The following is a 12808-nucleotide window of genomic DNA, read 5'->3' on the forward strand; positions in this document are numbered from 1 at the left end:
CCGCATTGAACAGCACCGGTTCCGCCACGGAGTGCTCGCTCATTGTCACCTCGATCGCAGGCAGCAACGGATATATGACCGGCGACAACCCAGAACAGCCCCGACCAGGCGAACCATGAGCCAAGCCATGACAGCGGAGCGGGTCGAGGCGATTTTCGCCCGACTTGCCCAGAATGATCCAGCCCCGCAGACGGAACTCGTCTATACGACTCCCTTCACATTGCTGGTAGCGGTGGTCCTCTCAGCGCAGTCGACCGATGTCGGCGTGAACAAGGCGACCAAAGCACTGTTCGCCGCGGCACCGGATGCCAGGAGCATGGCGCGGCTGAGCGAGGCGGAGGTGGGCGAGCATATCCGCACGCTCGGCCTGTGGCGCAACAAGGCGAAGAACGTCGTGGCGCTGGCCCGCGAGCTGGTGGAGCGCCATGGCGGCGAGGTTCCGCACGACCGGGCCGCCTTAGAGGCCCTGCCGGGGGTGGGACGCAAGACCGCCAACGTGGTCCTGAACGTGGCGTTCGGCGAACCGACCATCGCAGTCGACACCCATATCTTCCGGGTGGCCAACCGCACGGGCCTGGCACCCGGCAAGACCGTGGAAAAGGTCGAGCAGCGCCTGCTCGAGGTCGTGCCGGACAAATATCTCATGGGCGCCCACCACTGGCTGATCCTGCACGGCCGCTATATCTGCAAGGCGCGGCGGCCGGAATGCTGGCGCTGCGTGATCGAGCCCTGGTGCCTCTATCCGGACAAGCAGCTCTACTCGAAGCGGCCGACCGGGCCCGCCGGTGTCAGCAGCGCCGAGGACAGGCGGCGGTCGGCATAGCACATTCGCCAGGACAGCATGCCGGATGCAAGCCTGGCACGTACCGGCGCCAGTGCCGGGTCCCCGGCACGGTCGGCCAGCCAGTGCGGGTCACTCTGCAGGTCGAACAGAAGGTCGGGCATGCCGGCGAAGGCCACCAGCGCATGCCGCCCGTCCAGGTGCACCGCCAGTCCGCACGCGTGGTCGTCCAGGCCCAGCGCATCCCGGTGCCAGCCGGTCTCCAGGTCGCCGACATCGTGCTCGTAATGGACGGCATCGCGCCAGCGCCGCGGCTCCTGGCCGAGGATGAAGCCTTCCAGCCCATGGCCGTCGCACTGGAGCGGGACCGGCACGCCCGCCGCCTGCAACAGGGTGGGCATCAGGTCGACATGCTCGGTGAATGCCGCCACCCGCTGGCCGCGCGCACCCACCGGGTGGCGCGCGACCATCGGCACGTGGAAGGCCTGCGGGAAGAAGCCGGACTTGCCGATCATCCAGTGGTCGCCGGCCATCTCGCCATGGTCGGCGGTGAACACCACCAGCGTGCGCTCCAGCAGGCCGGTCCTGGCCAGGTGTTCCAGCAGGCGGCCGACATGGTGGTCCACCTCCTCGATCAGGCCGAGATAGACCTGCCGGAGCCGCTGCAGGGCCGGGCCGGCCAGGGCTTCGGTGCCACCCAGATGCGGCCGGAACCAGTCGCCCAGCGGCCGGCGCAGATGCGCGGCCAGCCAGGGATGCAGCAGGCCTTCGGCCGCAGGGTCGGCCCGGCGCACCGGCGGCGGCAGGCGTTCCGGATCGACCGAGTCGTGCCAGGGGGCGGCGGCCACGAAGGGTGGGTGCGGCTTGATGTAGGAGAGATGCAGGAAGAAGGGGTGAGGGCTCCGCCTTTCCAGGAACGCGATCGCCTGGTCGGTCAGGAAGGCGGTCTCGCTGTCCTCGGCCCTGAACGGTGCCGGGGCGCCCAGCGGTCCACCATAGAGCTCGTCCAGGCAGCGCTCGCCATAGCCCCGCTCCCGCAGATGCGCGAGCCAGGGCAAGGCATTCTCCAGCATCAGGCAGACCGGCCGGTAGCCGGGTGCCACTCCCTCGTAGGTCAGGAGGCGCGGATCCGTGGCAGGGAGGTCACGCGGATCGGCGCTGGTGTCGGTATAGCCGAACAGCACGGGATCCCAGCCGCTCTTGCGCAGTTCCATCGCGAGCGTCGTGTGACGCCGGTCGAGCGGCGTCCCATTGCGGATCGAACGATGGTTGAAGCCGTACATGCCGGTGTGGAGGCAGGCGCGCGACGGCCCGCAGGGGGTCATGTTGGAAAAGTGGCGGGTGAACAGCACACCGTCCGCGGCCAGCCGGTCGAGGTTGGGCGTGCGCACCGCCGGGTGTCCGACCGCGGAGAGGCAGTCGCCGCGCCACTGGTCCGCCGTGATGAAGAGAATGTTCAGCACGCCCGCCCCCGCCAGCCCGGGCGATGGTGACAGGGGAACAGCGTCCGGACAACCGGAGGGGTGGACAACCGGGAGGGGTGGGGGCCACCCTCTGGTCGGAAACGAACGGTCGGGGAGAACGAACATGCCCAAGCTCGCGACGTTCGCGGCACTGGCCGCCCTGATGGTCGGCGGCGGCGCCCAGGCGGCCACGATCTCGATCTCCTGCGGCTCGGTCGGAGCGGAACTGGAGTTCTGCCGGGCCGGTGCCGAGGCCTGGGCGCAGCAGACCGGCAACGAGGTGGAGATCGTCTCCACCCCCAACTCCGCCACCGAACGCCTGGCACTCTACCAGCAGCTGCTCGCGGCCGGCTCGGGCGACGTGGACGTGTTCCAGATCGACGTGGTCTGGCCGGGTCTGCTCGGCAGCCATTTCCTCGACCTGTCCGGCGAGTTCTCCGAGGAGGAGGTCAGCGCCCACTTCCCGGCGATCATCGAGAACAACACGGTCGAGGGTGCGCTGGTGGCGATGCCCTGGTTCACCGATGCCGGCCTGCTCTATTACCGCAAGGACCTGCTGGAGAAGTACGGTCTGCAGCCGCCCAAGACCTGGGAGGAGCTGTCCGCGGCCGCGAAGAAAATCCAGGACGAGGAGCGCGCCGCCGGCAATGACCGGATGTGGGGCTATGTCTATCAGGCCAAGGCCTATGAGGGGCTGACCTGCAACGCGCTGGAATGGATCGACAGCTTCGGCGGCGGCCAGATCGTGGATGCGGACGGCAAGATCACGGTGGCCAACCCGCAGGCGGCGGCCGCCCTGACCTGGGCCGCCTCGACCGTGGGCGAGATCTCGCCCGAAGGCGTGCTGAACTATCAGGAGGAGGAGGCGCGCGGCGTATTCCAGGCCGGCAACGCCGTGTTCATGCGCAACTGGCCCTATGCCTGGGGGCTCGGGCAGGCGCAGGACAGCCCGGTCCAGGACAAGATCGGCGTGGCCGCCCTGCCGAAGGGCGGCGAGGGCGGCAAGACGACCGGGACGCTGGGCGGCTGGCAGCTCGCGGTCAGCAAATATTCGGACAGCCCCGCCGAGGCGGTCGACCTGGTCCGCTTCCTGACCTCGCCCACCGAGCAGAAGCGCCGGGCGATCGAGGGCGCCTACAACCCGACCATTCCGGCCCTCTACCAGGACACCGACGTGCTGGAGGCGGCTCCCTTCATGGGCGACCTCTACGAGACCTTCACCAATGCAGTGGCGCGGCCGGCCCGGGTGACCGGGGCAAAGTACAACCAGGTCAGCGCCGAGTTCTACAATGCGGCGCACCAGGTGCTGAGCGGGCGGGCCGAGGCCGCGGCGGCGCTCGATGCGCTGGCCGACCGGCTGGACCGGCTCAGCCGCGGCGGCCGCTGGTGAGTCCGGCTGCCGGGAGCGGCGGGCAGGCAGGGGCGTCCGGCCAGGCATGCAGGCAATAGGCGGCGCGCCATGGCAGGACCGGCCACCTCCCGCCTGACCCGGACGCGTACCCGCGCCGCCTGGCTGTTCCTGGCGCCGATGCTGGTGGCACTGGCCCTGGTGGCGGCCTGGCCGCTCGGCCGGACGGTCTGGTTCGCCTTCACCGACGCCAATCTGTCGGACATGGGTGCGGCCGGGTTCGTCGGCTTGGCCAATTTCGAATATCTGCTGACCGATCCGGAATGGTGGCGCTCGGTCTGGAACACGCTGTTCTTCGCCCTGGTGTCGGTGTCGCTGGAAACGGTGCTGGGCCTCGCCATCGCCTTGGCGCTCAACGTCCATCTGCCCGGCCGCGGCCTCCTGCGCACCGCCGTGCTGATCCCCTGGGCGATCCCGACCATCGTCTCGGCGCAGATGTGGGCCTGGATGCTGAACGACGTGTACGGCGTCCTGAACGAATTGCTGATCCTCTTGGGCATCATCGACCAGGGCATCGCCTGGACCGCCAATCCCGACACCGCCATCTGGGCGGTGATCATGGTGGATGTGTGGAAGACCACGCCGTTCATGGCGCTCCTGCTGCTGGCCGGCCTGCAGATGCTGCCGACCGAGTGCTACGAGGCGGCGAAGGTCGACGGGGTGCATCCGGTCGAAGTATTCTGGAAGGTGACCCTGCCGCTCCTGATGCCAGCGCTCCTGGTCGCGGTGATCTTCCGCCTGCTCGATGCGCTGCGGATCTTCGACGCGATCTACGTGCTCACCGGCAACAACCAGGCGACCATGTCCATGTCGGTCTATGCCCGCCAGCAGCTGGTCGACTTCCAGGACGTGGGCTTCGGCTCGGCCGCCTCCACCCTGCTGTTCCTGACCATCGCGCTGTTCACCGCGGTCTACCTGACGCTCGCCCGGATCGGCAGCGGTCAGGCGGAGGAGAAGCCATGAGCCGCCGCACCCGCCGCCGGTTCGGCCGGGCCGGCTTCTACCTCTTGATGGCGCTGATCGTGCTCTACGCGGTCTTCCCGTTCTATTGGGCGATCGTCAGCTCGTTCAAGCCGGGCTCGGAGATGTTCCGGATCGACTTCTTCCCGCCGCCCAACCTCGCCAACTACTACGCCGTGTTCGCCGAGCAGCCGTTCGGCCGCAATATCGTGAACTCGCTGATCGTGGCTTCCGCCGTGGTGGTGCTGTCCCTGGCCCTGGGGCTGCTGGCCGCCTTCGCGCTGGGCCGGATCCGCTTTCGCGGCCGCTCGCTGCTCCTGTTCACCATCCTGGGCGTGTCGATGTTCCCGCAGGTGGCGGTGCTCTCCGGCATGTTCGAGCTGGTCCGCGCACTCGGCCTCTACAACCGGCTGCCGAGCCTGATCCTCTCCTACCTGATCTTCACGCTGCCCTTCACTGTCTGGGTGCTCACCACCTTCATCCGGGCGCTGCCCAAGGAACTGGAGGAGGCGGCGATCGTGGACGGGGCGAAGCCCCTCACCATCGTGACCCGGGTGTTCCTGCCGCTCCTGGGGCCGGCCCTGAGCACGACCGGCCTCCTGGCCTTCATCGCTGCCTGGAACGAGTTCCTGTTCGCGCTGACCTTCACCCTGTCCGGCGAGCAGCGCACCGTGCCGGTGGCGATAGCATTGATCTCGGGCGCCTCGGCCTACGAACTGCCCTGGGGCAACATCATGGCCGCGAGCGTGATGGTGACCGTGCCGCTGATCGTGCTGGTGCTGATCTTCCAGCGCCGGATCGTGTCTGGGCTGACCGCCGGTGCCGTGAAGGGATGAGTGCCATGCAGCGGCCGGGGGGAGAGTGATGGCCAGGATCGAACTCGCCGGGGTCGGCAAGCGGTTCGGCTCGGTGGAAACCATCCGGGACGTGAACCTCGACCTTCGTGACCGCGAGTTCGTGGTGTTCGTCGGGCCCTCGGGATGCGGCAAGTCGACCCTGCTCCGGCTGGTGGCCGGGTTGGAGGACGTGAGTGCCGGCGAGATCCGCTTCGACGGTGAGGTGGTCAACGAGCTGACCCCGCCCGAGCGCGGCATCGCCATGGTGTTCCAGTCCTACGCGCTCTACCCGCACATGAGCGTGTTCGAGAACATGATATTCGGCCTGAAGCTCGCGAAGACCGACCGGGCAGAGGCCGAGCGACGGGTGCGCGAGGCAGCGCGCATCCTGCAACTCGACCGGCTCCTCGACCGCAAGCCGCGGGAGCTGTCCGGCGGGCAGCGCCAGCGGGTCGCGATCGGCCGGGCGATCACCCGCGACCCGAGAGTGTTCCTGTTCGACGAGCCGCTCTCCAACCTCGACGCGGCGCTGCGCGTGCAGATGCGCATCGAAATCGCCAAGCTGCACCGCCGCCTCGACGCGACCATGATCTACGTGACCCACGACCAGGTGGAGGCGATGACGCTGGCCGACCGGATCGTGGTGCTCGATGCCGGCGAGGTGCGTCAGGTCGGCACTCCGATCGAGCTCTACCAGCACCCCGCCAACCGGTTCGTCGCAGGCTTCATCGGCTCGCCCAAGATGAACTTCCTCCCGGCCACCTATCCCAAGGGTTTTGCGATCCCGCACGAGGCGGTGGAGGTCGGCATCCGCCCCGAGCATCTGCGGCTGGGCGAGCCGGCCGATGCCTCGGTGGAGGGCAGGGTGCTGGCGGTGGAGCGGCTGGGGGCGGAAAGCTGGGTCTATGTCGACCTGGGCCTCGATGACCCGCTGGTGGTCAAGCATGCCGGCATGGTCGACCTGCCGCCGGAGGGTACGGTCACGGTCGGTCTGCCGGCCAAGGCCTGCTACCTGTTCGACCGGCAAGGGCTGAGCCTGCCGCGGGCGGCGTTCGGCTGAGCCCTTGCCGCGCTGGCGCTTCCCGCCCCGTCCTTCTACGCTGTCGGCCATGGCCTTCGGTGCAGGGGAGGGGCGAAGCAATGACGTTGCAGAACGAGCGGGTCGCGTGGTTCAACGGCGAGTTCATGCCGGAGCGCGAGGTGCGGATCCCGTTCCGGGATTCCAGCTGGATCTATGGCGACGGCTGCTTCGACATGACCCGCAGCTTCGGCCACAAGCTGTTCAAGGTGAAGGAGCATGTCCAGCGGCTCTACCGCTCCCTGAAGTACCTGCGGATCGATCCGGGCTACAGCCCGGAGGAGATGTGCCGGCTCAGCGAGGAGCTGTTCGAGCGCAACCGGCACCTGCTCGGGCCGGATGACGACTTCTGGATGGCCCAGCGGATCAGCCGGGGCGTGCGGGCAGTAGATGGCGACAATCTCGACCATCACGGGCCGAACATCGTGCTGGAATGCATGCCGCTGCCGTTCCGCCAGCGTGCCAGCCTGTACGAGGAGGGCATCAAGGTGGTGGTGCCGTCCGCCCGGCGCACCCCGCCCGAGAGCCTGAGCCCCAGGATCAAGTCGCACAACTACCTGAACCTGATCGTGGCGAGCCAGGAAGTGCACGCCATGGACCCCTCGGCCTGGGCGATCCTGCTCGACATCAACGGCAACCTGTCCGAGGGACTGGGCTCCAACATCTTCGTGGTCAAGGACGGGGTGATCCTGACGCCGCACGAGCGCTACGTGCTGCCCGGCGTGTCGCGGCAGACCGTGATTGACCTGGCGAGGTCCGAGGGGCTGCGGCTGGAGGAGGCGGATATCGACCTCTACGACGCCTACAATGCCGACGAGGTGTTCATCACCTCGACCTCGCTCTGCCTCTGCCCGGCCAGCCGGGTGAACGGCGTGGAGATCGGGCCCAAGGGGCAGGTCTGGGGGCCGGTGACCCGCCGGCTGGCCGACGCCTATTGCCGGCTGGTCGACTTCGACTGGGTGGCACAGTACCGCCGCCACCTCGACCCGAGCGCGCCCTCGCGGCCGTTCTGACGGCTGCCGCTGCCTGAGCGCGGCTCGGTCCTGCGCGCGCTCAGTGCAGCTCGAAGGTCTGGCCGGCCACGGTGATCACGGTGACATCGAGCAGGTGCGCGTCCGTGAGGCTCGGGTGGCCGACCGCCACCATCGGGGTGCCGGGGGCGAGCAATGCTTCCGTCAGGCCTTGCTCGGCCAGGGCCGCGGGCGGCCCCAGCAGGCAGCGCCAGCTCTGCTCCTCCGCAGCCAGCACGATCAGAAGGTCGGGCGGGCGGTGGGTTACCTCCGCCACCGGTGCTTCGATCGTCAGCAGGGCATTGCGGTCGAAGCCTGCCGGGACGTCCCGGGACGGGGGCGGTACCGCGCACCCGGCCAGCACGCCCGCGAGCATGGTGATCGTCACGCGGCGGTGCATGGTCGTCTCCCCCGGGCGCCCGGTGTCATTCCGGGTGGGCATCGCCATAGCGCGCGCTGCCGCGGTCATCCAAGAAAAACGGGCAGCCGGCTGCCCGGCTGCCCGTCCATCCAGCCTGACCCGACGCACGAGGCGACGTCGGCTGACCATGCAACTGCGACGCAAAACCGGCGCCGTCTAAAAAATCTAGTATCGCACGCAGCACATATTCATGAGGATTTGCCTCGCGCAGACGCAGGTCCTCGGGGACCGATCCGAAGTTATTCTTCGGCACCTCAATCCTGAGGAAATGTCTCCTAGACGTCCGATGCGATCCGTATCTTCGTCGGGAGGGCAAGGCGTCGGCGACGAACTCTCATCGCAGGCGACCTGACCTGGGGACGGCCGTACGTAACTATCACTTTCGAGTGCCAATCTGTCGGCACGCACACGATCCCCGATTTTGAACGGCTGATCAACTATTTCCTGCGAGAAAAAACGTTCAAGAACTAGCTTTTCCAGGAAAAGCCGGCCAGTGTCCGACAAGGCGAAACAGGCGGCCGGAAAGATCAGCCGCTATCGCTCTCAAGCTGATCCGCCCATGCGCTGCAGCGCAGGTATCCGGCAGGTGTGCCCGAGTGTGCGGGTTATTGCCGTTAGCTTCGGCCATTCCCCGGTCTTGCTGGTCCGGACGCGGGGTGACAGGTCTGTTCTGTTTGGCGTCGTTCCACTTTACTTCCGGAAAGCTGCCGGAGCGCTCACCCGGGAATCCCATCTCGCCCCTGGTCGCGTCTCTCGCCGGCTGGTAGCAGCCAGCCGCAACCTGCCCGCTGCCGGAGTGACCGATCCCGTGACCCAGCTCGAACTCGCTCCCGTCCTGGCCGAGGTGGAACGTCAGTTCCCGATGGCACTGGAGCGGCTCAAGCAGTTCCTGCGCTTCCCCTCGATCGCCACCGACCCGGCCTATCATCCGGCGAGCCGGGACTGCGCTGCCTGGCTGGCAGCGGAACTCGGGTCGATCGGGTTCGAGGCCGGGCTGCGGCAGACGCCGGGCATGCCGATGGTGGTCGCCCACCATCCGGGCCCGCCGGGCGCGGATGTGCCGCATCTGCTCTATTACGGCCATTACGACGTCCAGCCGGTGGATCCCATCGGGCTGTGGGACAGCCCGCCCTTCGAGCCGACCGTGGTGGGGGAGCCGGGAGCGGAGCGGGTGGTCGCGCGGGGTGCCGTGGACGACAAGGGCCAGGTGATGACCTTCGTCGAGGCGTTCCGTGCCTGGATGCAGGTGCACGGCACGCTGCCCTGCAAGGTGACCGTGTTCGTCGAGGGCGAGGAGGAGGGCTCCTCGCCGTCGCTCGAACCGTTCATGCGGGCCAACCGGGACGAGCTGCGGGCCGATCTGTGCCTCATCTCGGACACCGGCATGGTCTCGCCCGACCAGCCCGCCATCACCACTTCGCTGCGCGGCCTGGCCTATGTGGAGGTCACGGTGCACGGGCCGGCCATGGACCTCCATTCCGGGATGTATGGCGGGGTCGCGGTCAACCCGAACAACCTGCTGGTGCGGATCCTGGCCGAGATGACCGATGCCGAGGGGCGGGTCACCCTTCCGGGCTTCTATGACGGCATCGAGGAACCCTCGGAGGCGGTGCTGGCCTCCTGGCGGGACTTCCCGGTCACCGAAGCCGAGTTTCTGGGCATGGTCGGCCTCACGGGCCCGCATGGCGAGCGGGGCCGCAGCTTCCTGGAGCGCAACTGGACCAGGCCCACCCTGGACATCAACGGCATCTGGGGCGGCTATACCGGCGACGGCACCAAGACCGTGATCCCGGCCAAGGCGTCGGCCAAGATCAGCGCGCGGCTGGTGCCTGGCCAGCGCTGGGAGACGATCGCTCCGGCGATCCGCCAGTTCGTGGCGGACCGGCTGCCGCCCGACTGCCGCCTGACCTTCCAGGATTTCGGCTCCTCGCCCGGCATCACCGTGCCGACCGAGGGGCCGTGGATCGAGGCGGCGCGCGCCGGGATCCGGCAGGTGTTCGGCCGCGAGCCGGTGCTGATGGGCTGCGGCGGCTCGATCCCCGTGGTCGGCAGCATCCGTGAGATCCTGGGCATGGACACGCTGCTGGTGGGCTTCGGGCTGGACGACGACCGGGTGCACAGCCCGAACGAGAAGTTCGACCTGATCTGCCTCAAGCGCGGCATCGCCACCCATGCGGCGCTGCTGGAACGGCTGGCGACCGTGCGGCGCTGACCACCGCCGGTTGGCCAGCCGGTCGAGTGCATCTGCCCACTTGCCGGATCGGCTTCGCTTCCCTAAGGCGCCCTGGGTGCGACATCGTAGCGCCCGATCAACTCTCGGCAGGAAGAGCGTCCAATGCAGATCGGGGTGCCGAAGGAGCGCGCCGCGCACGAGCGTCGTGTCGCGGCGACACCAGAGACCGTAAGGAAGCTGAAGGCGCTCGGGGTCGACGTGCTGGTCGAAGCCGGTGCCGGCGCCAATTGCGAGATCGCCGACCAGTTGTTCGCCGATGCCGGGGCCACGATCGTACCGGACGAGGCTGCCGTGTTCGCCGCCGACATCGTGCTGAAGGTCAAGCGGCCGGACGAGGGCGAGATGGCGCTGCTCCGCCCGGGTCAGGTCCTGGTCGGCCAGCTCGACCCCTACATGAACAAGGACCAGGTGCAGGCTTATGCTGAGCGGAAGGTCGCGGCCTTCGCCCTGGAGCTCCTGCCGCGTACCACGCGCGGCCAGGCGATGGACGTCCTGTCCAGCCAGGCCAATCTCGCCGGCTACAAGGCGGTGCTCGACGCGCTGGAGCATTATGCCCGCGTGATGCCGATGATGATGACCGCGGCCGGCACGGTCACCGCCGCCAAGGTCTTCGTCATGGGCGCCGGTGTCGCCGGCCTGCAGGCGATCGCGACCGCCCGCCGCCTGGGTGCGGTGGTCACCGCCACCGACGTGCGCCCGGCCGCCAAGGAGGAGATCGCCTCCTTGGGCGCCAAGTTCGTGGGCTTCATCCCGGAGGGAGCCGCCACCGCCGGCGGCTATGCCCGGGCGCTGACGCCCGAGGAGCAGGCCAAGCAGCAGGAAGTGATCGCCGAGCACATCAAGAACCAGGACATCGTGATCACCACCGCGCTGATCCCGGGCCGCAAGGCGCCGGTGCTGGTGACCGAGGCGATGGTCGCCTCGATGAAGCCGGGCTCGGTGATCGTGGATCTCGCGGTCGAGACCGGCGGCAACGTTGCGGGCTCGGTAGTCGGCGAGGTGGTGGAGAAGAACGGCGTGAAGATCGTGGGCAACCCGAACGTGGCTTCCCGCCTGGCACCGGCCGCCTCGACCCTCTACGCCCGCAACCTCCTCAACTTCGTGACCCTCCTGGTCGATCCTGAGACCAAGGGGCTGGTGATCAACCGCGAGGACGAGCTGATCAAGGGAACCCAGCTTACCGACGCGAATGGTGCCGTGGTCCACGACGCCTTCCAGGCCGCCTGAACGACGCTGGAGAAGAGAACATGGAACTGATCGATCACAGCGTCTTCAACCTGATCATCTTCGTGCTGGCGATCTTCGTCGGCTACTATGTGGTCTGGTCGGTCACCCCCGCCCTGCACACGCCGCTGATGGCAGTCACCAACGCGATCAGCTCGGTGATCATCGTGGGTGCCCTGGTGGCCATGGGTTCCGGCAGCACCATAGCGCTGGTGTTCGGCTTCATCGCCGTGGTGCTGGCGGCGGTGAACATCTTCGGCGGCTTCGCGGTGACCCACCGGATGCTCGCCATGTTCAAGAAGCGCGGCTGAGGAGCGCCCGGATGAGCCCCAACCTCGCCGCCATCGGCTACCTGATCGCCGCGGTCTGCTTCATCGTCAGCCTGCGCGGCCTCTCCTCGCCGGCCACCTCCCAGCGCGGCCTGCAGGCCGGCATCCTGGGCATGGGCCTGGCGATCCTCATCACGCTCCTGTCCCTGCAGCAGCCCTCCGTCCTGGCCTACGTGCTGATCGCCGCAGCACTGGTGATCGGCGGTGGTGCCGGCTTCTACATCGCCCGGACCGTGGCGATGACCGCGATGCCGCAGCTGGTCGCAGCCTTTCACTCGCTGGTGGGCCTGGCCGCGGTGTTCGTCGCCGCCGGTGCCTTCGCCAGCCCCGAGGCCTTCCACATCCTGGTGCCGGGCACCACCGACACGATCAAGGGCCTGTCGCTGGTCGAGATGGGCCTGGGTGCGGTGGTCGGCGCCATCACGTTTACCGGCTCGATCATCGCCTTTGCCAAGCTGCAGGCGATCATGGGCTCGGCACCGATCATGCTGCCGGCCCGCCACGTCATCAACATCGCGATCGGCGTGGTCATCCTGCTGCTGCTGATCTGGCTGATCATGGCGCAGAGCACCACCGCCTTCGTGCTGCTGATCCTGTGCTCGCTCCTGATCGGCGTGCTCCTGATCATCCCGATCGGCGGTGCCGACATGCCGGTCGTGGTGTCGATGCTCAACTCCTATTCGGGCTGGGCCGCCGCCGCTCTCGGCTTCACGCTGGGCAATCTGGCGCTGATCATCACCGGCGCGCTGGTCGGCTCGTCGGGTGCGATCCTGTCCTACATCATGTGCAAGGGCATGAACCGTTCCTTCATCTCCGTCATCCTCGGCGGCTTCGGCGGCGAGACCGCGACGGGCGGCGCTGACGACGGCATCGAGCGTACGGTCAAGCAGGGTTCGGCCGACGATGCCGCCTATCTGATGATGAACGCGCAGAAGGTCATCATCGTGCCGGGCTACGGCATGGCGGTGGCGCAGGCGCAGCACGCCGTTCGCGAAATGGCCGACAAGCTGAAGGCCAATGGCGTGGAAGTGAAATACGCCATCCACCCGGTCGCGGGCCGCATGC

13 protein-coding genes are annotated in these 12808 nt (G+C 67.9%); 10 read left to right on the forward strand and 3 right to left on the reverse strand.

The window, feature by feature from the left end; all coding sequences use genetic code 11:
- Positions 1-127: 127 nt before the first annotated feature.
- The gene (gene nth / locus VNS22_RS15805; RefSeq protein WP_349261809.1) at positions 128-823 is read left to right on the forward strand and encodes an endonuclease III; all 696 of its coding nucleotides are present in this window, start codon (positions 128-130) and stop codon (positions 821-823) included.
- On the opposite strand, the gene VNS22_RS15810 is transcribed toward nth, so the two are convergent.
- On the reverse strand, positions 757-2244 hold the full coding sequence (locus VNS22_RS15810) for an alkaline phosphatase family protein (RefSeq protein WP_325734054.1): 1488 nt from the start codon (positions 2242-2244) through the stop codon (positions 757-759). The two genes, nth and VNS22_RS15810, sit on opposite strands and share 67 nt — an antisense overlap.
- Before the next feature lie 124 nt (positions 2245-2368).
- On the opposite strand from VNS22_RS15810, the gene VNS22_RS15815 reads away from it, so the two are divergent.
- The 5 genes from VNS22_RS15815 (at position 2369) to VNS22_RS15835 (ending at position 7539) form a co-directional block, all read left to right on the forward strand.
- Entirely contained in the window at positions 2369-3634 is a 1266-nt protein-coding gene (locus VNS22_RS15815; RefSeq protein WP_325734056.1) for an ABC transporter substrate-binding protein, read from the forward strand.
- Positions 3635-3703: 69 nt separating this feature from the next.
- Positions 3704-4615, forward strand: a complete 912-nt coding sequence (locus VNS22_RS15820; protein ID WP_325734058.1) for a sugar ABC transporter permease — start codon at positions 3704-3706, stop codon at positions 4613-4615.
- Positions 4612-5448: a carbohydrate ABC transporter permease gene (locus VNS22_RS15825; protein WP_325734060.1), complete on the forward strand. Its 837-nt coding sequence runs from the start codon at positions 4612-4614 to the stop codon at positions 5446-5448. The genes VNS22_RS15820 and VNS22_RS15825 overlap by 4 nt, the downstream gene beginning before the upstream one ends.
- 28 nt (positions 5449-5476) lie before the next feature.
- The gene (locus VNS22_RS15830; protein ID WP_325734062.1) at positions 5477-6508 is read left to right on the forward strand and encodes a sn-glycerol-3-phosphate ABC transporter ATP-binding protein UgpC; all 1032 of its coding nucleotides are present in this window, start codon (positions 5477-5479) and stop codon (positions 6506-6508) included.
- 80 nt (positions 6509-6588) lie between these two features.
- Positions 6589-7539 (forward strand): aminotransferase class IV, encoded by a 951-nt coding sequence (locus VNS22_RS15835; RefSeq protein WP_325734064.1) that lies wholly within the window; start codon positions 6589-6591, stop codon positions 7537-7539.
- Positions 7540-7579: 40 nt separating this feature from the next.
- Here the strand turns inward: VNS22_RS15835 and VNS22_RS15840 are convergent, their stop codons facing one another.
- Both VNS22_RS15840 and VNS22_RS15845 read right to left on the reverse strand, forming a co-directional pair.
- Complete coding sequence (locus VNS22_RS15840; protein ID WP_325734066.1) at positions 7580-7936, reverse strand: hypothetical protein; 357 nt, start codon at positions 7934-7936, stop codon at positions 7580-7582.
- 25 nt (positions 7937-7961) lie between these two features.
- Positions 7962-8210 (reverse strand): hypothetical protein, encoded by a 249-nt coding sequence (locus tag VNS22_RS15845; protein ID WP_325734068.1) that lies wholly within the window; start codon positions 8208-8210, stop codon positions 7962-7964.
- Positions 8211-8765: 555 nt separating this feature from the next.
- On the opposite strand from VNS22_RS15845, the gene VNS22_RS15850 reads away from it, so the two are divergent.
- The 4 genes from VNS22_RS15850 to VNS22_RS15865 form a co-directional block, all read left to right on the forward strand.
- Positions 8766-10169, forward strand: coding sequence for a M20/M25/M40 family metallo-hydrolase (locus VNS22_RS15850; RefSeq protein WP_325734070.1), 1404 nt, complete (start codon positions 8766-8768; stop codon positions 10167-10169).
- A 123-nt stretch (positions 10170-10292) separates the two neighbouring features.
- A complete protein-coding gene (locus VNS22_RS15855; protein ID WP_325734072.1) occupies positions 10293-11417 on the forward strand; it encodes a Re/Si-specific NAD(P)(+) transhydrogenase subunit alpha in 1125 nt (374 codons plus the stop codon).
- Between the two features lie 20 nt (positions 11418-11437).
- A complete protein-coding gene (locus VNS22_RS15860; protein ID WP_159712282.1) occupies positions 11438-11725 on the forward strand; it encodes a proton-translocating transhydrogenase family protein in 288 nt (95 codons plus the stop codon).
- Positions 11726-11736: 11 nt separating this feature from the next.
- The coding region (locus VNS22_RS15865; RefSeq protein ID WP_325734075.1) for an NAD(P)(+) transhydrogenase (Re/Si-specific) subunit beta at positions 11737-12808 on the forward strand (1072 nt) is incomplete at its 3' end.

It is taken from the genome of Geminicoccus sp., from assembly GCF_035556675.1.
In the GTDB taxonomy this organism is placed as follows: Bacteria; Pseudomonadota; Alphaproteobacteria; order Geminicoccales; family Geminicoccaceae; genus Geminicoccus.

Excerpts from the sequence above, each read along its gene's own strand:
- nth (WP_349261809.1), top strand. The coding sequence starts at position 128 with ATGACAGCGGAGCGGGTCGAGGCGATTTTCGCCCGACTTGCCCAGAAT.
- VNS22_RS15815 (WP_325734056.1), top strand. The coding sequence starts at position 2,369 with ATGCCCAAGCTCGCGACGTTCGCGGCACTGGCCGCCCTGATGGTCGGC.
- VNS22_RS15820 (WP_325734058.1), top strand. The coding sequence starts at position 3,704 with ATGGCAGGACCGGCCACCTCCCGCCTGACCCGGACGCGTACCCGCGCC.
- VNS22_RS15825 (WP_325734060.1), top strand. The coding sequence starts at position 4,612 with ATGAGCCGCCGCACCCGCCGCCGGTTCGGCCGGGCCGGCTTCTACCTC.
- VNS22_RS15830 (WP_325734062.1), top strand. The coding sequence starts at position 5,477 with ATGGCCAGGATCGAACTCGCCGGGGTCGGCAAGCGGTTCGGCTCGGTG.
- VNS22_RS15835 (WP_325734064.1), top strand. The coding sequence starts at position 6,589 with ATGACGTTGCAGAACGAGCGGGTCGCGTGGTTCAACGGCGAGTTCATG.
- VNS22_RS15840 (WP_325734066.1), bottom strand. The coding sequence starts at position 7,936 with ATGCACCGCCGCGTGACGATCACCATGCTCGCGGGCGTGCTGGCCGGG.
- VNS22_RS15855 (WP_325734072.1), top strand. The coding sequence starts at position 10,293 with ATGCAGATCGGGGTGCCGAAGGAGCGCGCCGCGCACGAGCGTCGTGTC.
- VNS22_RS15860 (WP_159712282.1), top strand. The coding sequence starts at position 11,438 with ATGGAACTGATCGATCACAGCGTCTTCAACCTGATCATCTTCGTGCTG.